At 71.6% G+C, this 24,437-nt stretch carries 25 protein-coding genes; 11 read left to right on the top strand and 14 right to left on the bottom strand.

The genetic code is table 11. The annotated features are described in order from the left end of the window. Positions 1 to 9: 9 nt before the first annotated feature. The 6 genes from AC3ET3_RS16320 to AC3ET3_RS16295 form a co-directional block, all read right to left on the bottom strand. Positions 10 to 261, bottom strand: coding sequence for a hypothetical protein (locus AC3ET3_RS16320; protein ID WP_432155886.1), 252 nt, complete (start codon positions 259 to 261; stop codon positions 10 to 12). Then, positions 258 to 602 (bottom strand): DUF952 domain-containing protein, encoded by a 345-nt coding sequence (locus AC3ET3_RS16315; protein ID WP_432134030.1) that lies wholly within the window; start codon positions 600 to 602, stop codon positions 258 to 260. Before AC3ET3_RS16315 ends, AC3ET3_RS16320 begins: the two co-directional genes overlap by 4 nt. Positions 603 to 611: 9 nt before the next feature. Further along, a complete protein-coding gene (locus AC3ET3_RS16310; RefSeq protein ID WP_432134029.1) occupies positions 612 to 911 on the bottom strand; it encodes a hypothetical protein in 300 nt (99 codons plus the stop codon). 26 nt (positions 912 to 937) lie between these two features. Beyond that, on the bottom strand, positions 938 to 1,525 hold the full coding sequence (locus AC3ET3_RS16305) for a dihydrofolate reductase family protein (RefSeq protein WP_432134185.1): 588 nt from the start codon (positions 1,523 to 1,525) through the stop codon (positions 938 to 940). Positions 1,526 to 1,931: 406 nt separating this feature from the next. Continuing rightward, the gene (locus AC3ET3_RS16300; RefSeq protein WP_432134184.1) at positions 1,932 to 3,029 is read right to left on the bottom strand and encodes a family 2 encapsulin nanocompartment cargo protein polyprenyl transferase; all 1,098 of its coding nucleotides are present in this window, start codon (positions 3,027 to 3,029) and stop codon (positions 1,932 to 1,934) included. A gap of 238 nt (positions 3,030 to 3,267) precedes the next feature. Next, positions 3,268 to 4,674: a family 2B encapsulin nanocompartment shell protein gene (locus AC3ET3_RS16295; RefSeq protein WP_435612376.1), complete on the bottom strand. Its 1,407-nt coding sequence runs from the start codon at positions 4,672 to 4,674 to the stop codon at positions 3,268 to 3,270. Positions 4,675 to 4,977: 303 nt separating this feature from the next. Here AC3ET3_RS16295 and AC3ET3_RS16290 point away from each other — a divergent pair, with 303 nt between their 5' ends. Both AC3ET3_RS16290 and AC3ET3_RS16285 read left to right on the top strand, forming a co-directional pair. Then, entirely contained in the window at positions 4,978 to 5,568 is a 591-nt protein-coding gene (locus AC3ET3_RS16290; protein WP_432134027.1) for an N-acetylmuramoyl-L-alanine amidase, read from the top strand. Positions 5,569 to 5,711: 143 nt separating this feature from the next. After that, a complete protein-coding gene (locus AC3ET3_RS16285; protein WP_435612406.1) occupies positions 5,712 to 6,578 on the top strand; it encodes a 1-aminocyclopropane-1-carboxylate deaminase/D-cysteine desulfhydrase in 867 nt (288 codons plus the stop codon). Between the two features lie 6 nt (positions 6,579 to 6,584). Here the strand turns inward: AC3ET3_RS16285 and AC3ET3_RS16280 are convergent, their stop codons facing one another. Further along, the gene (locus AC3ET3_RS16280; RefSeq protein ID WP_432155887.1) at positions 6,585 to 8,183 is read right to left on the bottom strand and encodes a Na+/H+ antiporter; all 1,599 of its coding nucleotides are present in this window, start codon (positions 8,181 to 8,183) and stop codon (positions 6,585 to 6,587) included. Between the two features lie 60 nt (positions 8,184 to 8,243). Between AC3ET3_RS16280 and AC3ET3_RS16275 the strand changes: the two genes are divergently transcribed. From AC3ET3_RS16275 to AC3ET3_RS16265, 3 genes are all read left to right on the top strand, one after another. Then, positions 8,244 to 8,507 carry a UBP-type zinc finger domain-containing protein gene (locus AC3ET3_RS16275; protein WP_432134025.1) on the top strand — a complete coding sequence of 88 codons (264 nt, stop codon included), beginning with the start codon at positions 8,244 to 8,246 and terminating at the stop codon, positions 8,505 to 8,507. 280 nt (positions 8,508 to 8,787) lie between these two features. Then, positions 8,788 to 9,204, top strand: a complete 417-nt coding sequence (locus AC3ET3_RS16270) for an ATP-binding protein (protein WP_137301875.1) — start codon at positions 8,788 to 8,790, stop codon at positions 9,202 to 9,204. Next, a complete protein-coding gene (locus tag AC3ET3_RS16265; RefSeq protein ID WP_435612375.1) occupies positions 9,201 to 10,334 on the top strand; it encodes an RNA polymerase sigma factor SigF in 1,134 nt (377 codons plus the stop codon). Before AC3ET3_RS16270 ends, AC3ET3_RS16265 begins: the two co-directional genes overlap by 4 nt. 26 nt (positions 10,335 to 10,360) lie before the next feature. Here the strand turns inward: AC3ET3_RS16265 and AC3ET3_RS16260 are convergent, their stop codons facing one another. Further along, entirely contained in the window at positions 10,361 to 10,810 is a 450-nt protein-coding gene (locus AC3ET3_RS16260) for a hypothetical protein (RefSeq protein ID WP_432134023.1), read from the bottom strand. Between the two features lie 89 nt (positions 10,811 to 10,899). On the opposite strand from AC3ET3_RS16260, the gene AC3ET3_RS16255 reads away from it, so the two are divergent. Both AC3ET3_RS16255 and AC3ET3_RS16250 read left to right on the top strand, forming a co-directional pair. Next, a complete protein-coding gene (locus tag AC3ET3_RS16255; RefSeq protein ID WP_432134022.1) occupies positions 10,900 to 11,868 on the top strand; it encodes a diacylglycerol/lipid kinase family protein in 969 nt (322 codons plus the stop codon). Between the two features lie 320 nt (positions 11,869 to 12,188). Next, positions 12,189 to 12,446, top strand: a complete 258-nt coding sequence (locus AC3ET3_RS16250; RefSeq protein WP_003992873.1) for a WhiB family transcriptional regulator — start codon at positions 12,189 to 12,191, stop codon at positions 12,444 to 12,446. 225 nt (positions 12,447 to 12,671) lie between these two features. On the opposite strand, the gene AC3ET3_RS16245 is transcribed toward AC3ET3_RS16250, so the two are convergent. After that, positions 12,672 to 14,147: a sensor histidine kinase gene (locus AC3ET3_RS16245; RefSeq protein WP_432134021.1), complete on the bottom strand. Its 1,476-nt coding sequence runs from the start codon at positions 14,145 to 14,147 to the stop codon at positions 12,672 to 12,674. Between the two features lie 301 nt (positions 14,148 to 14,448). Beyond that, positions 14,449 to 15,093, bottom strand: a complete 645-nt coding sequence (locus AC3ET3_RS16240) for a TetR/AcrR family transcriptional regulator (protein ID WP_432134020.1) — start codon at positions 15,091 to 15,093, stop codon at positions 14,449 to 14,451. 170 nt (positions 15,094 to 15,263) lie between these two features. On the opposite strand from AC3ET3_RS16240, the gene nagB reads away from it, so the two are divergent. Next, the gene (gene nagB / locus AC3ET3_RS16235) at positions 15,264 to 16,049 is read left to right on the top strand and encodes a glucosamine-6-phosphate deaminase (RefSeq protein ID WP_432134019.1); all 786 of its coding nucleotides are present in this window, start codon (positions 15,264 to 15,266) and stop codon (positions 16,047 to 16,049) included. Between the two features lie 66 nt (positions 16,050 to 16,115). Here the strand turns inward: nagB and AC3ET3_RS16230 are convergent, their stop codons facing one another. The 4 genes from AC3ET3_RS16230 to AC3ET3_RS16215 all read right to left on the bottom strand — a co-directional run bounded on the left by AC3ET3_RS16230 (position 16,116) and on the right by AC3ET3_RS16215 (position 21,304). Continuing rightward, positions 16,116 to 17,603, bottom strand: a complete 1,488-nt coding sequence (locus tag AC3ET3_RS16230) for a glycoside hydrolase family 3 protein (RefSeq protein ID WP_432134018.1) — start codon at positions 17,601 to 17,603, stop codon at positions 16,116 to 16,118. A gap of 10 nt (positions 17,604 to 17,613) precedes the next feature. Next, a complete protein-coding gene (locus AC3ET3_RS16225; RefSeq protein WP_432134017.1) occupies positions 17,614 to 18,474 on the bottom strand; it encodes a carbohydrate ABC transporter permease in 861 nt (286 codons plus the stop codon). Beyond that, positions 18,471 to 19,454, bottom strand: a complete 984-nt coding sequence (locus AC3ET3_RS16220; RefSeq protein WP_432134016.1) for a carbohydrate ABC transporter permease — start codon at positions 19,452 to 19,454, stop codon at positions 18,471 to 18,473. The genes AC3ET3_RS16225 and AC3ET3_RS16220 overlap by 4 nt, the downstream gene beginning before the upstream one ends. Before the next feature lie 563 nt (positions 19,455 to 20,017). Further along, positions 20,018 to 21,304: an extracellular solute-binding protein gene (locus AC3ET3_RS16215; RefSeq protein ID WP_435612374.1), complete on the bottom strand. Its 1,287-nt coding sequence runs from the start codon at positions 21,302 to 21,304 to the stop codon at positions 20,018 to 20,020. 340 nt (positions 21,305 to 21,644) lie between these two features. On the opposite strand from AC3ET3_RS16215, the gene AC3ET3_RS16210 reads away from it, so the two are divergent. The 3 genes from AC3ET3_RS16210 to mctP all read left to right on the top strand — a co-directional run bounded on the left by AC3ET3_RS16210 (position 21,645) and on the right by mctP (position 24,421). Further along, positions 21,645 to 22,409: a GntR family transcriptional regulator gene (locus tag AC3ET3_RS16210; protein WP_432134014.1), complete on the top strand. Its 765-nt coding sequence runs from the start codon at positions 21,645 to 21,647 to the stop codon at positions 22,407 to 22,409. 144 nt (positions 22,410 to 22,553) lie between these two features. After that, complete coding sequence (locus AC3ET3_RS16205) at positions 22,554 to 22,823, top strand: DUF3311 domain-containing protein (RefSeq protein ID WP_435612373.1); 270 nt, start codon at positions 22,554 to 22,556, stop codon at positions 22,821 to 22,823. Then, positions 22,820 to 24,421 carry a monocarboxylate uptake permease MctP gene (gene mctP, locus AC3ET3_RS16200; RefSeq protein ID WP_432134012.1) on the top strand — a complete coding sequence of 534 codons (1,602 nt, stop codon included), beginning with the start codon at positions 22,820 to 22,822 and terminating at the stop codon, positions 24,419 to 24,421. Before AC3ET3_RS16205 ends, mctP begins: the two co-directional genes overlap by 4 nt. Positions 24,422 to 24,437 lie beyond the last annotated feature (16 nt).

Raw genomic sequence — 24,437 nt, 5'->3', positions numbered from 1 at the left:
GATACCGCCTCAGCCGTCCCCGGTGTCGAGCGACGCGTACGCGCAGACCACCCGCGTCGGCTCCCCTGCCTCGGGGCACGGCGGTACGTCCCCGTCCTGCCGGAGCAGCGGGGCCGCCGGTTCTTCGTCGCGGTACCAGCCGCGCGGCTCGGGCGGCGCCGCCGAGTCCCGCAGCCAGAGGGTGAGCCCACCGGCGGCCACCACCGTGACCGCCCAGAGGGCGACGGCCCACCGCCATGAGCGCACCCGCCGACCGGTCACCGCCACTCCTCGACGGCGACGACGGCGGCCACCGGCAGCGGACCGTACACGTGCGGGAACTCCTCACCGCCGGGCGCCGCGGCCTCGTACCTCAGCGGCACGTCGAGCCGCTGCGGGTCGATGACGAGGACGACCAGGTCGCCGGGGGTCTCGGCGCCGCCCCGTTCGCCGTACAGGAAGGCCGCGACGCCGGGGAGTTGGGCGCGGGTGGAGCAGTGGATGAAGCCCTCCTCGCGGAGGGTGCGCCCTCGGGTGGACCACTCGTAGGTGCCCCGGGCCAGGGCCGCGTCCCAGAGCGGACGCTCGGTGAGGTGGAGGATGTGCGGCGAGGTCTCGGGCATGGCGCCACGCTACCCGGCGGCCCCCTCCCGGTGTGCCGCCCTTGCGCTGTCCTCGGCGCCGGCGGTGTCCGCGGAGCCCCGGGTGCCCGGGGTGGGCTCGGTGTGCCGTTCGCGTGGTCGCTCCCGCTCGCCCTCCCGGGCGTGCCGCCGGTCGTGCTCGGCGGTCCGCGGCTCGTAGGCCTCGCAGTCGAGGTTGCGGCAGGGGCCGGGGACCCAGCGCGGCACCCAGGCCCCGAGGGTCTTGTGCCGTCGGACGGCCGACGCGACCGCCTGTCCGCAGACCGGGCAGACGTACTCTTCCCTGTCCATGTCCCCAGGGTAGGGCGGCGGCCGCCTCAGCGCTTCCTGCTGTACGTGCGCACCAGGACACCGTTGCCGAAGCCGCGCGTGCCGTCGAGGGCGAACCGGGCGAGGCCCGCGTCGGCGCCGCCGAACATCGGCATACCGGCGCCGTACACCAACGGGTAGGTCTTGAGGACGAGTTCGTCGATCTCGTCGATCAACTCCCCGGCGACCTGGGAGCCGCCGCACAGGTAGATTCCCAGCCCGCCGTCCTCCGCCTTGAGTTGCCGGACCCTGTCGGCCAGCTCGCCGGCGATGATCTCGACGTCGGGGTCGGGTGACTCACCCAGGGTGCGGGAGGCGACGTACTGGCGGAGGTGGGCGTACGGGCTGGTCACCCCCTCCTTGAGGCCGACGTCGTAGCTGCCTCGGCCCTGGATGACCGTGTCGAAGCGGTCCAGGGGCCGCTCGTCGATGCCGAAGGCGCGGCGGGCGGCGGTGGGCAGGGCGTCGGCGCCCTCCGTGCACAGGTACCGCAGGAACTCCTCGTCGAGATAGGTGAGCATCGCCGTGGCGTCGCCGTCCGGATCGGCGATGAAGCCGTCGAGCGAGCAGGCGACGTAGTAGGTGAGCTTTCGCAAGCCGGTCTCGTTTCCTCGGGTGCGCTGCCGGTGACCACGCCAGTTGTAGTACTTCATTCGTAGTGGTTGCAAGGTAATAGCTGTACGAAGATCAAGTGGGAGAAGGTGTTCCGCATGTCCGCGTGCCGGGGCGTGCCGGAGGGCGGCCGACGGGCCGACGGGCGGGCAGTCCGGCCGGCGGGCAGACGCTTCGGCCGACGGGTGGGCTCGCGGGAGCACGGGCCACGCAGAAGGCGGGCCCCGCACACCGTGGGGATGTGCGGGACCCGCCGGACCGGGGCCTTCGGGACCGTGCGGAGTCAGGGGCCGCACAGGCCCGAGGCCCCGGGGTCTCACCGGAGCCCCGACGCCGCGTCCTCGGGGACCCGGCGCTCAGCTACCGCGCCGCGCCCTCGCGGACCGGCGCTCAGGTACTGCGTCGCGTCACGAACTCGGCCAGCGCCAGCAAGCCGCCCGCCGCCTCCGGGTCGGGAATGGCGCGGGAGAGTTCGTCCATGGCGTGGGACATCAGGTCGGCCGCCTGTTCCTGCGCCCAGTCCCGCCCGCCCGCCCGCTCGACGGCGAGCACGGTACGCGTGATGCCCTCCTCGTCCTCCTCGTCGTACGGCAGCGCGTACAGCTCGGCGAGCTCGGCGGCGGCCCGGGTGCCGGAGGCGAGCGCGGCGACCACCGGCAGGGACTTCTTGCGCGCGGCGAGGTCGGACCCGGCCGGCTTGCCGGTGCGCCGGGGGTCGCCCCATATGCCGATGACGTCGTCGATGAGCTGGAAGGCGAGCCCGGACTCCCGGCCGAACGCGTCGAGCGCGGCCACGTCCTCCTCGGCCGCCCCCGCGTACAGCGCGCCGAGGGCGCAGGCGCAGCCCAGCAGCGCCCCGGTCTTGGCCTCGGCCATGGTGAGCACCTCGGCGAGGGTGACCTCGCCGGGTGCGCGGCGTTCCAGGGCCGTGTCCGCGTGCTGGCCCTCGCAGAGCTCCACGACACAGGCGGCGAGCCGGGCGGCGGCGGCCGGTGCGGCCGGGTGCGGGTCCTCCGCCAGCAGCATCAGGGCCCGCGCCTGCAGGGCGTCCCCGGCGAGGATCGCGTCGGCGTCGCCGAACACCGTCCAGGCCGTGGCCCGGTGACGGCGCGTCGCATCGCGGTCCATGACGTCGTCGTGCAACAGCGTGAAGTTGTGGACGAGTTCGACCGCCGCGGCGGCCCGGACGGCCGCCGCGCGAGCGGGCGCACCGCCGAGCGCGGCGGCCGCGGTGAGCACCAGCGCGGGCCGGATCGCCTTGCCGGCGTGCCCCGCCGCCGGGGTGCCGTCGGCGCGCTCCCAGCCGAAGTGGTAGCGGGCGATGCGTCGCATCGAGCCCGGCAACGCATCCACGGCGGCGCGCAGTTCGGGGTCGACGGCGGCTCGGGAGACCTCCAGGATGGCCGCCGCCTCCTGGCCGTCGGACGGGCCCGGCCGGCTGCCGGTGTGGCTGACGGTGGACGTGTGTCCCTCCTGCGTCTCGTCGATCTCGGCCGTCTCGGCGGTCTCGACGGGATGGGCGGTCTCGACGGGATGGGCGGAGTCGGTGACGGCGTCGGTGCCGACGGTCTCGATGATGTCGGTGGTCTCCGAGGTCTCGGCGAGGTGCCGCGCCGCACCGGTCTGCGGCCTGGTCTCCGTCATGAAGTCGGTCATGAGGTCCCCCTCTTCCCCCCGGGGTGTACCCGCCCCGGAGGGCGGGGACACGGCGTGCGGGCCGGAAAGGTCACCGCCAGCGGCCGATCTCGACGTTCTCCAGCACGCCGAGCGCGTCCGGTACCAGCACGGCGGCCGAGTAGTACGACGTCACCAGGTACTTGATGATGGCCTGTTCGTTGATGCCCATGAACCGCACGGACAGGCTCGGCTCGATCTCGTCGGGGATGCCGGACTGGCGCAGGCCGATGACGCCCTGGTCCTGCTCGCCCAGACGCATCGCGATGATCGAGCTGGTGCGCGCCTCGGTGACCGGGATCTTGTTGCAGGGGTAGATGGGCACACCGCGCCAGGTGGGGATCCGGTTGCCGCCGACGTCGATGGTCTCCGGCACCAGGCCGCGCTTGTTCAGCTCACGCCCGAACGCGGCGATCGCGCGAGGATGGGCGAGGAACAGCTTGGTCCCGCGCCGGCGGCTCAGCAGTTCGTCCATGTCGTCGGGGCCGGGCACCCCGTCGTGCGGCTGGATCCGCTGGTCGTACTCGCAGTTGTGCAGCAGGCCGAAGTCGCGGTTGTTGACGAGTTCCTGCTCCATGCGCTCCTTGAGCGCCTCGACCGTGAGCCGTAGCTGCTGCTCGGTCTGGTTCATGGGCTGGTTGTAGAGGTCGGCCACGCGCGTGTGGATGCGAAGCACGGTCTGGGCGATGCTCAGCTCGTACTCGCGGGGCCGGGCCTCGTAGTCCACGAAGGTGTGCGGGATGTCGGGCTCGCCGGAGTGGCCCGCGGCGAGGTCGACCTCCTTCTCCCCGTAGCGGTTGGTCCGCTCCTCGGGGGCCGAGCGCCGCTCCTGCAGATGCCCGGCGAGGGACTCGGTGCGCTCCGCGACCTGTTCGACGTCGTGGCGGGACAGGACCAGCACCGTGCACGCGGTGCTCGCGCGGGCCGTGTACTCCCAGATGGCGTCCGGGTCGAGCAGCGCCTGCTCGCCGAGGTAGGCGCCGTCGGCCAGCACGCCGAGCAGCTCGTCCTCGCCGTAGGGGCCGGTGCCGATCTTCTCGACCCTGCCGTGCGCCAGCAGGTAGACCTCGTCGGTCCGGCTGCCGAAGGAGGCGATGATCTGCCCGGCGGGAATCTCCCGCTGCCGGCAACGCCGGGCGAGTTCGGCGAGTGCCTCCTCGTCCTCGTAGCCGCGCAGCGCGGGCAGTTCACCCAGCTCGGCGGGGATGACCTCGACCCGGTCACCGGTCTTGACGAAGGTGACGCGGCCGTCGCCGACCGCGAACGTGAGCCGGCGGTTCACCCGGTAGGTGCCGCCCTGTAGGTCCACCCAGGGCAGCATCCGCAGCAGCCAGCGGGAGCTGATCTCCTGCATCTGGGGTACGGACTTGGTCGTGGTGGCCAGATTCCGCGCGGCACTGGTGCCGAGGCTCTGCTGCGGCCGGTCCTGCCCCGTGCGGATCTCTTCGCCTACCGACATGAGAAATGCCCTCCCACTACGTGCACCGGCGCCGTTCTGCGCCGGGCATCGATCTCACGGGCAACCCTTCCATCACAGAACGTGTCGGTGCTATTACACGAACGAGCGGGATTGGATCATCGCACGACTGGGCAGCCGGAGTGATTCCGTCAGCGCACCCACCCTGACCTGCTCTTTTCATTCGATCTGACGATATGACCCTGTCTGGATCGGTTCGCACGTCATGCGAACGATGTCTGAGGGACCCTCCGCCGTCGGTACAAGCAGCGGTACAGCGATGCGACGCGACGCGAAGGAGAGAACATGGCCACCCCCATGTCCGCGGACCGCTTTCTGCACCGGCTCAGGCAGGAGGGTCTCACCGTCGTCGAGGTCGGCGACTGGCGCCACCACAACCGCAACCACAAGGGCCCGTGGGGGCCGGTCCACGGGGTGATGCTCCACCACACGGTGACCAGGGGCGCCGCGCACACGGTGGAGCTGTGCCGCAGGGGCCGCCCGGACCTGCCGGGCCCGCTGTGCCACGGCGTGATCACCAAGGACGGCACGGTCCACCTCGTCGGCTACGGCCGCGCCAACCACGCCGGCGCCGGCGACGACGACGTGTTGCGGGCGGTGATCGCCGAGAAGCGCCTGCCGCCGGACAACGAGGCCAACACCGACGGCAACCGCCACTTCTACGGCTTCGAGTGCGAGAACCTCGGTGACGGGAAGGACCCGTGGCCGGAGGCGCAGCTGACGGCGATGGAACGGGCCGCGGCGGCAGTGTGCCGGCAGCACGGCTGGACGGAGCGGTCGGTCATCGGCCACCGGGAGTGGCAGCCCGGGAAGGTGGACCCGCGCGGGTTCTCGATGACATGGATGCGGGAGCGGATCCGGGCACGGCTGAAGTGACCGTACGCAGCGCCGCGCGCGGCTGACCGGACAATGGTGGGGTGATCAGACCCACCGGCCCGGACGGTCCGGCCCGTCCCACCGGCCCGCACGGCCCGGCCGCCCCCACCAGCCCGCACGGCCCGGCCGTCCTCGCGTCCCGTCTGCCGTCCCCCCTCGTGGAGGCGGCCGACGAGCGCTTCGCGCGGCACGGCGTGCGGCTGCTGCTCAAGCGGGACGACCTGATCCACCCGGAGCTGATCGGCAACAAGTGGCGCAAGCTGGTGCCGAACCTGGACGCCGCCGCCGGGCGGACCCTGCTGACCTTCGGCGGCGCCTGGTCAAACCACCTGCGCGCCACCGCCGCCGCGGGCCGGCTGCTCGGCCTGCGCACCGTGGGGGTCGTACGCGGCCAGGAACTCGCCGACCGCCCGCTCAACCCGTCCCTCGCCCGGTGCGCGGCCGACGGGATGCGGCTGTTCTTCGTCGACAGGTCGACCTACCGCCGCAAGGGCGAGCCCGACGTCCTCGCGCGCGTGCTGCGCGAGGCGGGCGCCGAGGACGCCTGCGTGGTGCCGGAGGGCGGCAGCAACGCGGCGGCGGTACGCGGGTGCGCGGCGCTCGGTGCGGAGCTGCGCGGCCGGGCCGACGTGGTGGGGCTCGCGTGCGGCACCGGCGGGACCCTGGCCGGACTGGCGGCGGGCCTGGCCCCGGAACAGCGGGTGGTGGGCGTCCCCGTGCTCCGGGGCGGCTTCCTGACCGGGGAGATACGCCGGCTGCAGAGCGCCGCCTTCGGCGGGCCGCGCGGCGGCTGGACCCTCGACGAGCGGTTCCACTTCGGCGGCTACGCCCGCACCACCGGCGAGCTCCACGCCTTCGCGTCGGACTTCGAGCAGCGGCACGGGCTGCCCGTCGAGCGACTGTATGTCGCCAAAATGCTGTACGGACTGCTCACCCTGGCGGGCGAGAGCGCGTTCCCGCGCGGGACCCGGCTCGCGGCGGTGATCACGGGGGCGCCGTTCCCCGGCTGAGGCGGCTCACGCCGCCTCCCGGAACGCCGCGGCCTCCTCCAGGTCGAGGCGGCGCAGCAGGGTGCGCAGCATCTCGTCGTCGATGTACCGGCCGTCGCGGAGACGGACGAACACCTCGCGTTCGGCGCTGATCATCTCGCGGGAGAGCCGGCGGTAGGTGTCGTCGACGGTCTCGCCGGTGACCGGGTTGGCCTGCCCGAGACGCTCCCACACGGCGTTGCGGCGGCGCTCCAGGACCGCGCGCAGCCGGTCGGCCAGCGGGGGCGGCAGGGTGTTGCGGTCGTCGGCGAGGAGTTCGTCGAGGCGCCGCTCGGCGACCAGGGACGCCTGCGCCTGGGCGTTGGCCTCGGCGAGGGTGGCGGCCCGCGGGTCGGGGGCGGGGAACCGCAGCAGGCGGATGAGCGGCGGCAGGGTCACTCCCTGCACCACCAGGGTGCCGATGACGGTGGTGAAGGTCAGGAAGAGGATCAGGTTGCGGTGCGGGAAGCCGGCGTCGCCGTGCTCCACGGTGAGCGGGATGGAGAAGGCGACGGCCAGCGACACCACGCCCCGCATACCGGCCCAGGAGATGACGACCGGCCCGCGCCAGGTCGGGTTCTCCTCGCGCGCGCGGATGCGCGCCGACAGCAGCCGGGGCAGGAAGGTCGACGGATACACCCACAGGAAGCGCACGGCGACGACCACCAGGAAGACGGCGACCGCGTACCAGGCGGCGGCCGCGCCCTCGTACGCGTCGAGGCCCTTGAGGACGACCGGGAGCTGCAGGCCGATCAGGGCGAAGACCGCCGACTCCAGGACGAAGGCGACCATCTTCCACACCGCCTCCTCCTGCAGACGGGTCGCGAAGTCGACCTCCCACGCGCGGTGGCCGAGGTAGAGGGCGACGACGACCACGGCGATGACGCCGGAGGCGTGGAACTGTTCGGCGGCCGCGTAGGCGACGAAGGGGATCAGCAGGGAGAGCGTGTTCTGCAGCAGCGCCTCGCGCACGTGCGTGCGCAGCCAGTGGATCGGCACCATCAGGATCAGCCCCACGGCGAGGCCGCCGACCGAGGCGACCAGGAACTCCTTGATGCCGCCCGCCCAGGAGGCGCCCTCGCCGACGGCGGCCGCGAGGGCCACCTTGTAGGCGGTGATCGCGGTGGCGTCGTTCAGCAGGGACTCGCCCTGGAGGATCGTGGTGATCTTCGAGGGCAGGCCGACGCGGCGGGCCACCGCGGTGGCCGCGACGGCGTCCGGCGGCGCCACCACCGCGCCCAGCACCAGCGCCGCGGTCAGCGGCAGCCCGGGCACGATCAGGTACGCCGCCCAGCCGACGGCGCAGGTCGCGAAGAGCACGTAGCCGACCGAGAGCAGGGCCACCGGCCGGGCGTGCGCGCGCAGGTCCAGGTAGGAGCTGTCGGTGGCCGACAGGTAGAGCAGGGGCGGCAGGACGAGGGGCAGGAACACGTGCGGGTCGAGGGTGTAGCCGGGGACGCCGGGAAGGTAGGACACCGCCAGGCCCACCGCCACCAGCAGCAGCGGCGCCGGCACCGGGGTGCGCCGGGCCGCCGCCGCGACCGCGGCGCTCCCCGCCACCAGCAGCAACAGTGGCATCACGTCCATGTCTTGCCCGCCCTCGTTTTTCCGCGCGGCCGTCCGCACGGCCGTCGTAATCTGGCAATCATGAAACAGTGCACGCACGCCGACGCGCTGCCTCGTCCCGAACCCCGGCCGATCAGCGAGACCTGCCCGGAATGCCTGCGCGAGGGTTCCCACCCGGTGCAGCTGCGGCTGTGTCTGACGTGCGGCCACGTCGGCTGCTGCGACTCCTCGCCGGGACGCCACGCCACGGGCCACCACCGTGACACCGGGCATCCCGTGATGCGGACCTTCGAACCGGGCGAGAGCTGGCGCTGGTGTTTCGTGGACCATGTACTCGTGGTGTGAGGCCGTGTGAGGTGCACCATGGAGGCAGCGCACCCGGCGCACGGTTCGACCGTCTGACGCCTGGGTACGTCAACCCGGCGCGCCCTCTTCCCATTTGGACTCGCAGACCCCCTAGACACGGAGCGTATCCGGAGTTTTACTGTGAGTGACGCCAGGGGGTCAGGGGTCCCGGGGACAGGAAAGTTCACGGCGCGATAGCGTCACCGCAGTACCACACTTCGCGTTACCCCCGGGGGGCGACCCTCGGCCCCGAACAGCTTGTACCACCTTGGAGGTGAGGGTGTCCCAGATCGCAGGCGAGCCCGCGGCGAACCAGGACTTCGTGGAGGTCCGGCTGCCGGCTGCGGGTGCCTACCTGTCGGTGCTGCGGACGGCCACGGCCGGCCTCGCGGCCCGTTTGGACTTCACCCTGGACGAGATCGAGGATCTGCGCATCGCCGTGGACGAGGCCTGCGCGATCCTGCTGCAGCAGGCGGTGCCCGGCTCGGTGCTCAGTTGTGTCTTCCGCCTCGTGGACGACTCACTGGAGGTCACCGTCTCGGCCCCGACCACCGACGGCCACGCGCCCTCGCGCGACACCTTCGCCTGGACCGTGCTGTCGGCCCTCGCGGGGAAGGTCTCCTCCGCCGTCGACGAGGACAGGACGGTTTCGATCAGCCTCTACAAACAGCGCGGCGCCGGCCCCGGGCCGGCGTGAAGGACGGGGACGGGCCGGTGCGGGACGAAGAGCGCGGCACACGTGAGCTGTCCGCCGCGGAGGGCACTGCGGCCCCTCCGGGCGGTTCCGGACGCGGGGCGAGGCCCGTCGAGGGCAGGGACGGCATCGACGGCATCCCCGAGCAGGCCCGGCCGCACCCGGAGGACGCCGCGCCGGGGGCCGGTTCCCCGGGCGGCGGGGACCGGCGCGAGCGGCGCGATGCCGCACAGGGCGCGCCCCGCACGCGACGCGGCGGGGGCTCCCCCGGCCGGGCGGGGGCGACGGCTCGGCACAGGGCGACGGGCGGGACGATGAGCGAGCACGAGCGATACGACGAGCCGGGTGCACCGGGCGTGCCGGGCGCGCAGCACGAGCCTCAGGACCGCAGCGGGGCGCGGGCGATGTTCGTCGAGCTGCGCGCGCTGAGGGACGGCAGCCCGGAGTACGCGGAGCTGCGCAACCAGCTGGTCCGTATGCACCTGCCACTCGTCGAGCACCTGGCGCGCCGCTTCCGCAACCGGGGAGAGCCGCTGGACGACCTCACCCAGGTCGCCACCATCGGCCTGATCAAGTCGGTGGACCGGTTCGACCCGGACCGCGGCGTGGAGTTCTCCACGTACGCGACGCCGACGGTCGTGGGCGAGATCAAGCGGCACTTCCGCGACAAGGGCTGGGCGGTGCGGGTGCCGCGCCGGCTGCAGGAGCTGCGGCTGTCGCTGACCACGGCGACGGCCGAGCTGTCCCAGCTGCACGGCCGCTCCCCCACCGTCCACGAGCTGGCGGAGAAGCTGTCGATCTCGGAGGAGGAGGTCCTGGAGGGCCTGGAGTCCGCCAACGCGTACTCCACGCTGTCCCTGGACGTCCCCGACACCGACGACGAGTCCCCCGCGGTCGCCGACACCCTCGGCGCGGAGGACGAGGCGCTGGAGGGCGTGGAGTACCGGGAGTCGCTCAAGCCGCTGCTGGAGGACCTCCCGCCGCGCGAGAAGCGCATCCTGCTGCTGCGGTTCTTCGGCAACATGACCCAGTCGCAGATCGCACAGGAGGTCGGCATCTCCCAGATGCACGTGTCGCGGCTGCTGGCGCGGACGCTGGCACAGCTGCGGGAGAAGCTGCTGGTGGAGGAGTAGAACGCCGGGCCGGACCGTCGGACCGGCTACTTCCCCGGTGCGCGGCCCGGTCCCCGGATGCCGAGGGCCCGGGTCGTCTCGCCGTTGACGAGCAGCACCAGCGCGGCCACGGCCACCACGGCGAGCAGGATCCCGCCGGGGACGGCCGCGCTGTCGGCCTGGAGCAGGTTGTAGGCGATGGGCAGGGCCATGATCTGGGTGATGACGGCGGGGCCCCGGCTCCAGCCGCGTCGGCCCAGCAGCCCGCGGGCGGCCAGCAACGGCAGCAGGGCCAGCGCCAGCAGCGTGATCCCCAGGGTGACGGCCTGTTCCCGGTCGTCCGGCTCCCCGATCAGCCCGAGCACCGCGATCAGCACCCCGCCGACGAGCAGCGCCAGCCCTTCCAGTCCGACCAGCGCGGCGGCGTAGGTCAGGCGCCGGGGGCGGGGGCCCGCGAGGTCCGGTTCCTGGGTGTCGGGATTCTGCTCAGCGCTCACAGGTGAAGGGTAGCCGCCGGGCTGTGATCCCCGGCCGGATCCCCACCTCGAACTGTGCCCGGTACCCCCCAGTAGGTACGCTGCCATCCATGCGTGCACTTCTCGTGGTCAATCCGGCAGCCACCACTACGAGTGCACGGACGCGTGACGTCCTGATCCACGCGCTGGCGAGCGAGATGAAGCTGGAAGCGGTCACCACCGAGTACCGCGGGCACGCGCGCGACCTCGGGCGGCAGGCCGCGCAGAGCGACGACATCGACATGGTGGTGGCGCTCGGCGGCGACGGCACCGTGAACGAGGTGGTGAACGGACTGCTGCACGACGGCCCCCAGCCCGAGCACCTGCCCGGCCTCGCCGTGGTGCCCGGCGGCTCCACCAACGTCTTCGCCCGCGCCCTCGGTCTGCCCAACGATCCGGTGGAGGCCACCGGCGCCCTGCTGGACGCGCTGCGCCAGGGCAGCGAGCGCACGGTCGGTCTCGGCCTGACTTCCGGCACGCCGGGCACGGAGGACGAGGCGGTGCCCTCGCGCTGGTTCACGTTCAACGCCGGGCTGGGCTTCGACGCCGGGGTGGTGGGCCGCGTGGAGCAGCACCGCGAGCGCGGAAGGAAGTCCACCCACGCGCTCTACGTCCGGCAGGTGGTGCGCCAGCTACTGGGCGAGCCGCACCGCCGGCACGGGACGATCACCCTGGAGCGGCCGGACGCCGAGCCGGTGACCGATCTGGTGCTGTCCATAGTCTGCAACACGGCTCCGTGGACCTATCTGGGCAATCGCCCGATGTACTCGTCGCCTAAGGCCTCGTTCGATACCGGCCTCGACGTACTCGGTCTCAGCCGTCTGTCGACCGCCGCTGTTGCCCGGTATGGCACCCAGTTGCTTCTTTCGTCCCCCGAGCGGGGCCCCCAGGGCAGGCATGCGGTCTCACTGCACGATCTGGAGGGCTTCACCTTGCATTCGAAGGTGCCGCTGCCCCTGCAGATGGACGGTGACCACCTGGGACTGCGCACCAGCGTGACGTTCACAGGCGTACACCGTGCACTGCGTGTGATTGTGTGAGCAGAAGACGCGAAAGTCCTTTCACTCGAACGTTTAGGCCAGGATCCACCCCATGGAAGTACGGCTGTGACCTAGTCGACACCGAGGAATCAAAAAAAACTTTCCGGAAGGGGTTGTATCCGCCGCTGAGGTTTGCGAGTCTCTACGTGGCGATCGGGACAGCCCGCAACACCGGCTCCCACTGATCACCAGAACCCCTCTTCAAACTCACAGGACCTCGCCAGGGAACCTGGCGGTCGGCCCTTCACTTGTTGAGGGATTCGTGAAAGCGTTCACATTCACAAGCAACCTGCACGTAATACCAAGGAGAGGTAGCAGCCATGGACTGGCGTCACAACGCCGTTTGCCGCGAGGAAGACCCCGAGCTCTTCTTCCCCATCGGCAACACCGGTCCTGCGCTGCTGCAGATCGAGGAAGCCAAGGCCGTCTGCCGTCGCTGCCCGGTTATCGAGCAGTGCCTGCAGTGGGCGCTTGAGTCCGGTCAGGACTCCGGCGTCTGGGGTGGTCTCAGCGAGGACGAGCGCCGCGCGATGAAGCGCCGCGCCGCCCGCAACCGGGCCCGTCAGGCCTCCGCCTGACGCACCCACCCCGCAACAGCCTGAGCTTGGCGGCGCGTACGGCGCGTACGCATCTCCCGCCCCCGAGCCGCAGCGCGCAGTACCCCCGAAGCGCTGAGTACCAGCAGCAGGGAGCACTAGCCCTGGACCACATGGTCCGGGGCTCTTTGCTGTCCGGACCATGCGGCCGGGACGGACCGTGTGGCCCGGGACGGACCGACCAGGTGACCGGGTCGGGCCGGGCGCCTACTTCTGCGCCCGCACCGGGATGTCCAGGATCACCTGTGTCCCCCGCTCCGGCGCCGGCACCATGTCGAAGGTTCCGCCCAACTCCCCCTCCACCAGCGTCCGCACGATCTGAAGGCCGAGGTTGCCCGCGGTGTGCGGGTCGAAGCCCTCGGGCAGGCCGACGCCGTCGTCCTGGACCGTCACCAGGAGGCGGGCCTCCTTCGCGGTGCCGCCGCGGACCGCGGACACCTCGACCCTGCCGGTGTCGTCCTGGCGGAAGCCGTGTTCGAGGGCGTTCTGCAGGATCTCGGTGAGCACCATGGACAGCGGGGTGGCGACCTCCGCGTCGAGGATGCCGAAGCGGCCGGTGCGCCGGCCCGTCACCCTGCCCGGCGAGATCTCGGCGACCATCGCCAGCACCCGGTCGGCGATCTCGTCGAACTCCACCTGCTCATCGAGGTTCTGGGACAGCGTCTCATGCACGATGGCGATCGAACCGACCCGGCGGACCGCCTCCTCCAGAGCCTCGCGGCCACGCTCGGAGTCGATGCGGCGGGCCTGCAGCCGCAACAGCGCCGCGACCGTCTGGAGGTTGTTCTTCACCCGGTGGTGGATCTCCCGGATGGTGGCGTCCTTGGTGATCAACTCGCGTTCGCGGCGGCGTAGTTCGGTGACATCCCGGAGCAGGACGAGGGACCCGATCCGGGTGCCCTTGGGCTTGAGCGGGATGGCGCGGAACTGGATGACCCCGTCATGGGCCTCGATCTCGAACTCGCGCGGCGCCCATCCGCTGGCCACCTTGGCGAGCGCCTCGTCGACCGGCCCCCGGGTCGGAGCCAGCTCGGCGGTGGTCAGGCCCAGGTGCTGGCCGACCAGGTCGGCGGCGAGGCCGAGCCGGTGGTAGGCGGACAGGGCGTTCGGAGAGGCGTACTGGACGATGCCGTCCGCGTCGAGCCGGATCAGGCCGTCGCCGACGCGCGGCGAGGCGTCCATGTCGACCTGCTGGTCGATGAACGGGAAGGAGCCGGCCGCGATCATCTGCGCCAGGTCGGAGGCGCTCTGCAGGTAGGTCAGCTCCAGCCGGCTCGGGGTGCGCACGGTGAGCAGGTTGGTGTTGCGGGCGATGACCCCGAGGACCCGGCCCTCACGCCGTACGGGGATGGACTCCACCCGTACCGGCACCTCCTCGCGCCACTCCGGGTCGCCCTCGCGCACGATGCGGCCCTCGTCGAGGGCGACGTCCAGCATGGGGCGGCGGCCGCGCGGGACGAGGTGGCCGACCATGTCGTCCTGGTAGGAGGTCGGGCCGGTGTTGGGCCGCATCTGGGCCACCGAGACGTACCGCGTGCCGTCCCGGGTGGGCACCCACAGCACCAGGTCGGCGAAGGAGAGGTCGGAGAGCAGCTGCCACTCCGAGACCAGCAGGTGCAGCCACTCGAGGTCGGAGTCGCCGAGTGCGGTGTGCTGGCGTACGAGTTCGTTCATGGAGGGCACGTCTGGAGCGTACCCGGGGGCGTGCGGGTGGCCGAAAAAACACCCGCGGGCCGCGGCGCCTGGGAGGGACCCTCAACCCTCCCGGCACCGCAGCCCGGAGCAATATCGGCCGTGGGGTGTGCGGTCCCGGTCGGCCGAAGGTGAGGAGCCGGGGCAGTCAGGGCAGAGAGCTCCGGATCCTCGGTCCGCCCTCCTGTGCGGGGAAGGCGGAAGTCTGCGCGTTCTCGCGTTCACGCACACACGTCGATTGTGGACTAGACCACTCGGTGTGTCCATGCGTTGGAGGCTGTTTCCCAGCAGCCTAACGCGTGGGGGTTCCTGTGCGGACCCAGATGGACAGGGCAATTTCCGCGACCGCCGCCAGTTCCTCCCGGCTCGCCCCGTCCCGCGCCTGTTGCGACATGCCCTGGAAGACGGCCGCCACGTGCCGGGCGAGCGTCTCGGGCCGGTTCGCGGGGAGCGGTTCGCCGGCGGCGGCGCCGACCCGGAGGCGGTCCTCGATGGCGGCGATGCTCGCGTTGCGTCGCCGCCGCAGCGTCTCGGCCACCTCCGGGGTCGTGCAGTTGGTGGCCGCGTGGATCACCATGCACCCGTGCGGGTGCGCCGGGTCGGTGAACTCGGCCGCCGCCTCGCGCAGCAGCCGGGCCACGGCGGCCCGGGCGGTGGGCTCCTCGCGCAGGGCGCGCGCCGTGAAGGAGCCGAACTCGTCGTCGTAGAGGCACAGGGCCTCCTCGAACAGCGAGCGCTTGTCGCCGAACGCCGCGTAGAGGCTCGGGGCGCCGATGCCCATGGCGCGGGTGAGGTCGGAGACGGAGGTCGCCTCGTACCCCTCCGACCAGAAAGCCATCACCGCCTTGCGGAGCGCGGCGCTCCGGTCGAAGGAGCGGGGGCGGCCCCGGCCCCGGGGGGTGGCCTGGGGCTGCCGTGTCGTCTCGCCGGGCTCCATGACCAGGATTCTAGAGCGGCCGCTAGAGAAAGACCGCGGAGGCGGGCGTGCGGGGCGTGCGCGGGGCCTGCGGGGCGGGGGGCACCTCTGTTAGATTGGTCTAAACCACATGGACCCTCCGGGTCCGGTCCCGTCCCTCCCGAGTCCCTCCTCAGAACGGCAGGCCCAGCGTGGAAGTTGTGATCGTCCCGGATGCCAGGGCGGGCGGCGAGCTCATCGCCGAGGCCATGGCGCGGCTCCTGCGGCGCAAGCCCGACGCCCTGCTCGGTGTGGCCACCGGCTCCACCCCGCTGCCCGTCTACGAGGCGCTGGCGGCCAAGGTCCGCTCCGGGGCCGTCGACGCCTCACGCGCGCGGGTCGCCCAGCTCGACGAGTACGTGGGGCTGCCCCGCGAGCACCCGGAGTCCTACCGCTCGGTGCTGCGCCGCGAGGTGCTGGAGCCGCTCGGCATCGGCATGGAGCAGTTCCTGGGGCCCGACGGCACGGCCGAGGACGTACCGGAGGCCTGTGCGGCGTACGACGCCGCGCTGGCCGAGGCGGGCGGCGTCGATCTGCAGCTGCTGGGCATCGGGACCGACGGGCACATCGGGTTCAACGAGCCGTGCTCCTCGCTCGCGTCCCGTACCCGGATCAAGACGCTCACCGAGCAGACGCGGGTGGACAACGCGCGGTTCTTCGACGGGGACATCGCTCAGGTGCCGCACCACGTCATCACCCAGGGCATCGGGACGATCCTCGAAGCGCGCCACCTGGTGCTGCTGGCGACGGGCGAGGGCAAGGCGGACGCGGTGGCGGCGACGGTCGAGGGGCCGGTCGCGGCGGTGTGCCCGGCTTCGGCGCTGCAGCTGCACCCGCATGCGACGGTCGTGGTGGACGAGGCGGCCGCGGCCAAGTTGAAGCTGGCGGACTACTTCCGGCACACGTACGCGGGCAAGCCGGAGTGGCAGGGCGTCTGAGGCCCCTGGAGACGACGACAGGCGCCGGTCCCTGCGGGGAGCCGGCGCCTGTCGTCGTCGTACGGGTCAACTCCCCGCGATGACCTCCGCCGCCGCCGTGCCGGACACCCGGGACGCGCCGTGGGTCGCTATGTGCACGGCGCCTCTGGCCGGGGCCTGGGGGACGCCCATCTCCACCACGACGGTGTCGGGGCGGACCGCCAGGACGGTGTCCAGGGCGCGGCTCATCCAGGGGTGGCGGTGCTCGTCGCGGACCACGGCGACGATCCGGCGGTCCCCGGCCGCCGCCAGCGCCGCGTGCCCGGCGTCGTCACCGGTGAAGGCCGCGGTCTCGGTGCCGGGCAGCCGGCCCGCCAGGTCCGCCGCGACGCCCCAGGGGGTCTCGTCCCCCACTGCGATGTTGGTGACCGGGGCGAAGGCGGCGACGTAGGGCGCGGCGGTGAGCGGGGCGAACGTGCCGACGCAGGTGACGCGCAGGGCGCGGCGGGCGGCGACCAGACCGATGTCGCCGCGGACGTCGTCCGGCCGGCCGGCGGTGGCCCGGGAACCCGTCCAGCGGGCCAGCGCGCGGACGCGTTCGGCCGCGTCGGCGAGGCGTTCCTCGGCCAGCTCGCCCGAGCGGACGGCGGCGACCAGGGCGTCCCGCAGCCGGCGTACCGTCTCGTCGTCGGCGAGGCCGCCGCCCACGCAGATGGCGTCGGCACCGGCGGCGACGGCGAGGACGCTGCCCCGCTCGATGCCGTAGGTGGCGGCGATGGCCCGCATCTCCATGCCGTCGGTGACGATCAGCCCGTCGTAACCCAGCTCCCGGCGCAGCAGGTCGGTCAGGACGCGGCGGGACAACGTTGCCGGGCGGTCCGGGTCCAGGGCCGGCACCAGGATGTGGGCGCTCATCACGGCGCGGGTCCCGGCGGCGATGGCCGCGCGGAAGGGCAGCAGCTCGCGCTCGCCCAGCAGCGCGGCGCCGGCGTCGATGCGGGGCAGCGCGAGGTGGGAGTCGACGGCCGTGTCGCCGTGGCCGGGGAAGTGCTTGGTGCAGGCGGCGACGCCGGCCGACTGCAGGCCGGTGACGTAGGCCGCGGTATGCCGGGCGACCAGCGCCGGGTCGGCGCCGAAGGAGCGGACGCCGATCACCGGGTTGTCGGGGTTGGAGTTGACGTCGGCGGAGGGCGCCCAGTTGAAGTCGACCCCGCACGCGGCGAGGCGGCGGCCCAGTTCGTGTGCGACGGCCCGGGTGAGCTCGGTGTCGTCGACGGCGCCGAGGGCGTGGTTGCCGGGGAAGGAGGAGCCGGTACGGACCTCCAGGCGGGTCACGTCACCGCCCTCCTCGTCGATGGCGACCAGGACGTCGTCCCGTTCCGCGCGCAACTGCGCGGTCAGGGCGGTGAGCTGTTCCGGCGAGGCGATGTTGCGGCCGAACAGGCCGACCGAGGCCAGGCCCTCGCCCAGGCGGCGCAGCAGCCAGTCCGGGGCGGTGGTGCCGGGGAAGCCGGGCTGCAGGACGGTCAGCGCGTCACGGGTGAGGGTGTCGGTACCGCTGGCAAGAGTCGTCATGGAAACGGGGTCATCCCTTCACGGCGCCCGCGGTCAGACCCGCGGCCATCTTGCGCTGGACGAGGAGGAAGAGGGCGACGATCGGGACGGCCATCATGGTGGCGCCGGCCATCATCGGGGCGTACTCGGTGCCGTGCTTGGTGCTGAAGTTGCTGAGCCACACGGTCGCGGTCTGGTTCTGCTGGCTCATCAGCATCAGCGCGTACAGGTACTCGTTCCACGCCTGGATGAAGGCGTAGACGGAGGTGGCGACCATGCCCGGGGCGAGCAGCGGGAAGACGACCCGGACGAACGCCCCGGTGCGGGTGCAGCCGTCGACCATGGCGGCCTCCTCCAGCTCCTTGGGGATGTTGACGATGAAGCCGCGCAGCGTCCACACCGTGAAGGGCAGGACGAAGGTCAGGTAGGTGATGATCAGGCCGGTGAGCCGGTCGTACTGGCCCAGGTCGTTCAGGAGCAGGAAGACCGGGATGATCATGGCGACCAGCGGGACCATCTGGACCGCGAGGATGCCCACGATCACGATCTTTCGGCCGCGGAAGGCGAACCGGGAGATCGCGAGCGCGGCCAGCATGCCGACGACGATCCCGATCAGGACCACGGACAGGGAGACCACGGCGCTGCGGCCGACCGGCCCCCAGAAGTCGGCGATGTCCAGCGCCCGGCTGAAGTTGGACGTCGTCAGTCCGGTCGGGAACAGGCTGGGGTCGGGGTCGATGGCGTCCTTGGCCGGCTTGAACGCCGTGTTGAGCATCCAGTAGACGGGGAAGCCCGCGGTGAGGAAGACCAGGAGACCGAGGAGGTTCCAGCCGAGCCTGGACTTCCCGCGCGGCGCGGCGGCGAGGAGCCCGGCCTTGGTGTCGGCGCTCATTCGACCTCTCCGATCTTCAGCATCTGGCGCATGTACACGGCGACCACACCCAGCAGCAGCACCACGGTGATCAGGGCGATCGCCGAGCCCTGGCCGTAGTCGTTGACGACGAACGCGCGGTCGTAGGAGTAGGTCGTCAGCAGTTGGAACTCGGCCTCCGGGTGGCCGCCTCGCATGACGAAGACCTGCGGGAAGACGCCCATGTCCCAGATCACCGACAGGGTCGTGAGCATCACGATGATCGGCTTGAGGATGGGCAGGGTGACGTACCGGAAGACGCCCCAGGCGCCCGCGCCGTCGAGCCGGGCCGCCTCCTCCAGCTCCCGGGGGACCTGGGTGAGGCCGGCGCTGAGGGTGATGACCACGAAGGGCACGGCGCCCCAGATCACCAGCAGCATGATCACGGCGAGGCCCTGCGGGCCGCTGGCGAACCAGTTGTGGCCGACGAGGTCGACGCCGGGCAGCTTGCTCAGCACGGCGTTCAGGACGCCGTAGTCGGAGTCGAAGAGCCACTTGAAGACGGTGGTGGCGACGATGACGGGCATGCCCCAGCTGGCCACCAGCGCGATGTTGATCAGCGTCTTCACCCAGCCGGAGACGCGCTGCAGCAGCAGCGCGATCAGCATGCCGATCACCATCGTCAGGATCACGCAGCCGGCCGCGAAGACGATGGTGCGCAGCACCACCTGCCAGAACGTGTCGTCGCCGAGCACCTTGGTGAAGTTGTCCACGCCCGCGGACTCGGCGGGCTGGAAGCCCCAGAGCTGGGACTGGCCGAACTTCTGGAAGGACAGGGTGACCAGGCGGACCAGCGGGTAGCCCATCACCAGGGCGAGCACCAGCAGGCAGGGCGCGAGCAGCAGCCACGGAGTGGCGGCGCCGCCCTCCGCGCGCCGTGCGCGCGGCCGGCCCGGGGCGGCCGGTGGCGGCGCCTGCCGCGGTGGCGGCACCTTGGCGGGGGTGGTCGTGTCGGCACTCATCGCGCGCTCCTCAGCGGTCCCTCAGGTCGTACGAAAGCGAAGCCCCAGCGGCCGCGGACGCGGGCCGGGGTCCCCCACGGCGGGCGTGGGCGGAATCCCGCCCGGCCGGACGCCGGTCCGGGACCCCACACGACCGGACGCCGGTCCGGGACCCCGCCCGGCCGGACGGCGGCCACGGGTCCCACAGGCGCCGGACGCCGGCCTCGGGTCCCACACGGCCGGACGCCGGCCACGGATCCCACAGGCCCCGACGCCCGCCCGGGTCCCGCACGGTCGCCGGCGTGCCGGCCCCCGTACGGCCGGACGTCGGTCCGGGCCGAGCGTGGTCGTCCCCCGCGCGGAGTCCGGCCGGGCGGGGCTTCGCGGCCGGGCCGCACCGTGGCCGTCGTGGTGGAGGCCGGCCGGCGCGGCCCGTCGCGGGGCCGGTCCCGCGCGGCCGCCCCGCCGGGGCCGGGACGCACCGCGGTCGTACGTGGGTGGTGGTCCCGTACGGCGGATGCCGTACGGGGGCGCGGGGCCCGCCCCCCGTTGTCCCCCGGGTCTCGACGGGCCCCACGCTCGGGTCACTTGTTGTTGATGACCTCGTCGATCTCGGCGTCCGCCTCCTTGGCGGCCTCCTCGACCGACTTCTTGCCGGTGCCGATGGACTGCAGCATGGTCTGCAGGATCTGCGCCTTCTCGACCTGGCCCCAGCCGGGCGCCATCGGGACGAACCAGTTCAGCTCGGCCGCGGTGGCCGGGACCGCCGTCGCGGGGTCGTTCTTCAGGGTCGCGAGGTCGGTCTTGTTGTTGGGCAGGTTGCCCTTGCCCATCAGGCCCTTCTGGCCGGAGGCGCCGGTGAACGCGTTGATCCACTCCGCGGCGACGGCCTGCGCGTCGGACTTGACCGGGATCGCGAGGTCGGAGCCGCCGAGGAAGACCGGGAGGTTCTTGCCGGACGGACCCGGCATCACGAAGTTCTCCAGGTTGTCCTTGAGCTTGCCGGTCTTGTCGTTCTCCGGGGCGGCGGCGGTCGCGCCCTCCCAGGCCGCACCGAAGATCATGCCGGCGTTGCCCTGGCCGTAGACGATGTAGCGGTCGGACTCGTCCTTGGTCTTGTCGCCGTGCATGTACTTGTCGACGACGTTCTTGAACTCGGTCAGACCCTTGACGGACTCCGGCGAGGAGAGGTTGGCCTTCCACTGGCCGCCCTGCTCCTCGGCGATGGAGCCGCCGGCGTCGTAGACGAAGGACATGGCCGCGTACCAGTCGCGGGTGGGCTGGTACCAGGCGGAGAACTTGTCGCCCTTCTTCTCCTGCACCTTGTCCAGCGCGGCCGTCAGCTCCGCGTAGGTCTTGGGAGCGGTCTTCACGCCCGCCTCGGCGAAGACGTCCTTGCGGTAGTTGCCGACCCGGCCGCCCGCGTAGTACGGCACGCCGTACGTCTTGCCGTCGTACGTCACCGACGCCTTGAGGCCGTCCAGCCAGGCGCCCGAGTTCTCGAACTGGCCGGCGTCGACGGGGGCGAAGGCGCCCTTGACCATGTAGGACAGCATCTCGGTGTTGCCCATCTCGACGACGTCGGGCGCCTTGTCGGTGGCGAGCACCGCGTCGAGCTTGGCGTTCTTGTCCGGCCAGCCGTAGTACTCGTGCTTGATCTTGATGCCGGGGTGCTTCTTCGCCACCGCGTCGTCGGCGGCCTTCACCAGCTCCGGCCAGTTGTTCTGTGCGTCGACGGTGAGCCAGACGGTGAGTTCCTTGACGTCCGCGCCCTTGTCGGAGCCGCCGCCGTTGTCGTCACTGTCCCCGCACGCCGCGACCGAGACCATCATCGCCGCGATACCGATCGCCGCTGCCAGCTTGCGCTTCACGCCACCCTCCTCAGGGATGCCACAAACCCCCCTGCCTCCCCGCGGTCGAGCGTGAACGCGTACCGCCCATGGGGCCGGGACCTGGACCAATGGTGTAGACCAGTAACCGGAGCTTGGCCCAGACCAAAAGGTGTGTCAAGGGTCTCGGATAGGCCCCGACCAGCCGTTATGGGACCTACATATGCAGGAACCTTTAAGTAAGAACCCCTCAAAAAGAAGGCCGTCATGCGGGACACTTCGGGTAGACCACTTGGCGGCGATGGACTAGACCAACCCTGGTCACGGACGGTATACAGAGGGGATCGCGGATCGCGCGGGAATCCCCCCGGGAAGGCAGAGGATGAGCACCGACGTCAGCAGTGCGGAGAACGAGGGTGGGACGACCGTCCGTACCGCGCGCGTGCCCAAGTACTACCGCTTGAAGAAGCACCTGCTCGACATGACCGAGACGCAGGCCCCGGGCACCCCGGTGCCGCCCGAGCGGACCCTGGCCGCGGAGTTCGACACCTCGCGCACCACCGTCCGCCAGGCGCTGCAGGAACTGGTCGTCGAGGGCCGGCTGGAGCGGATCCAGGGCAAGGGCACCTTCGTCGCCAAGCCGAAGGTCTCCCAGGCCCTGCAGCTCACCTCCTACACCGAGGACATGCGCGCCCAGGGGCTGGAGCCCACCTCCCAGCTGCTGGACATCGGGTACATCACCGCCGACGACCGGCTGGCCGGCCTGCTGGACATCGCCACCGGCGGCCGGGTGCTGCGCATCGAGCGGCTGCGCATGGCCAACGGCGAGCCGATGGCCATCGAGACCACCCACCTGTCCGCCAAGCGGTTCCCCGCCCTGCGCCGGTCACTGGTCAAGTACACCTCCCTGTACACCGCCCTCGCCGAGGTCTACGACGTCCACCTCGCCGAGGCCGAGGAGACCATCGAGACCTCGCTGGCGACACCGCGCGAGGCGGGACTGCTGGGCACCGACGTCGGCCTGCCGATGCTCATGCTCTCCCGTCACTCCCTCGACCGGCAGGGCGCTCCCGTGGAGTGGGTGCGGTCCGTCTACCGGGGCGACCGGTACAAGTTCGTGGCACGTCTGAGGCGCCCGGCGGAGTGACCCGGGGCCACCCGGCGGGGGTGGCACCCCCCTCGCGGGGAAATGACAGAACAATATGCGGACCGGGTCTTCCGCTCGGCTTTATCCGTCACCTACATTGCCTGCTCGTTGATCAGGTGATCTGCAAGGGGACGGAGTCGCCAGATGTCACAAGCCCCGGACACACCGACCAGAGAGCCGATGGTGACGCCGTCACGCGTCGTCATCGCCCTCTGCCTGCTCGCGCCCTTCGTGGCGATGCTGTGGGTCGGTTCGTACGCCAAGGCGGACCCGGAGTTCGCCGGGATCCCGTTCTTCTACTGGTACCAGATGCTGTGGGTGCTGATCTCCACCGCGCTCACCCTGGTGGCCTACCGGCTCTGGCAGCGTGACCAGCGTGCCCGTGCCGCCGCGAAGGGGGGTGCGGACGCGTGAACGACGGTGTGAACGGCGTGGCGCTCGCCGTCTTCATCTTCTTCTTCCTGGCCGTCACCGTCATGGGCTTCCTGGCCGCGCGCTGGCGCAAGGCCGAGAACGAGCACAGCCTCGACGAATGGGGCCTGGGCGGGCGGTCGTTCGGCACCTGGGTCACCTGGTTCCTGCTCGGCGGCGACCTCTACACGGCGTACACCTTCGTCGCCGTACCCGCGGCGATCTACGCGGCGGGCGCGGCCGGCTTCTTCGCCGTTCCGTACACGATCCTCGTCTACCCGCTGATCTTCACCTTCCTGCCCCGGCTGTGGTCGGTGTCCCACAAGCACGGCTATGTGACGACCTCGGACTTCGTGCGCGGCCGGTACGGCTCCAAGGGCCTGTCGCTGGCGGTGGCCGTCACCGGCATCCTGGCCACCATGCCGTACATCGCGCTGCAACTGGTCGGCATCCAGGCGGTGCTGGACGTGATGGGCGTCGGGGGCGGCGAGGACACCAACTGGTTCGTGAAGGACCTGCCGCTGTTCATCGCCTTCGGCGTGCTGGCCGCGTACACCTACTCGTCCGGCCTGCGCGCGCCCGCGCTGATCGCCTTCGTCAAGGACACCCTGATCTACATCGTCATCGCCGTGGCGATCATCTACATCCCGATCAAGCTGGGCGGCTTCGACGACATCTTCGCCTCGGCGGGCGAGAAGTTCGCCACGGCCGGGAAGGGCGGCCTGATCCCGCCCGAGGCCGGCCACTGGGGGTACGCGACGCTGGCGCTGGGCTCCGCGCTCGCCCTGTTCATGTACCCGCACTCGATCACCGCGACGCTGTCCTCCCGCAGCCGTGAGGTGATCCGCCGCAACACCACGATCCTGCCGCTGTACTCGCTGATGCTCGGCCTGCTCGCGCTGCTCGGCTTCATGGCGATCGCGGCCGGGGTCAAGGTCGCCAACGGCCAGCTGGCGATCCCCCAGCTGTTCGAGAACATGTTCCCGGCCTGGTTCGCGGGCGTGGCCTTCGCGGCCATCGGCATCGGCGCCCTGGTCCCCGCGGCCATCATGTCGATCGCGGCGGCGAACCTCTTCACCCGCAACATCTACAAGGACTTCATCAAGCCGGACGCCACCGCCGCCGAGGAGACCAGGGTCTCCAAGCTGGTCTCGCTGCTGGTGAAGGTGGGCGCCCTGGTCTTCGTCCTCACCATGGACAAGACGGTCGCCATCAACTTCCAGCTGCTGGGCGGCATCTGGATCCTGCAGACCTTCCCGGCCCTCGTCGGCGGCCTGTTCACCCGCTGGTTCCACCGCTGGGCCCTGCTGGCCGGCTGGGCGGTCGGCATGGTCTACGGCACCCTCGCGGCCTACGGCGTCTCCTCTCCGACCCAGGCCCACTTCGCCGGCTCCTCCAAGGAGATCCCCGGTATCGAGGAGGTCGGCTACATCGGCCTCACGGCCTTCGTCCTCAACGTGGCGGTGACGGTCGTCCTCACCTTCGTCCTGAAGGCCGTCAACGCCCCCGACGGCGTGGACGAGACCCGCCCCGAGGACTACACGGCCGACGCCGGCGACCCGGGCGTGCAGACGGAGCTGCCGGTGGCCACGGGGCACTGACGCCCGCCCCCCGAGG

Source organism: Streptomyces sp. bgisy159, from assembly GCF_057707805.1.
The sequence above is the reverse complement of the archived record's forward strand: the minus strand, read 5'-3'. Positions and strand labels throughout refer to the sequence as shown.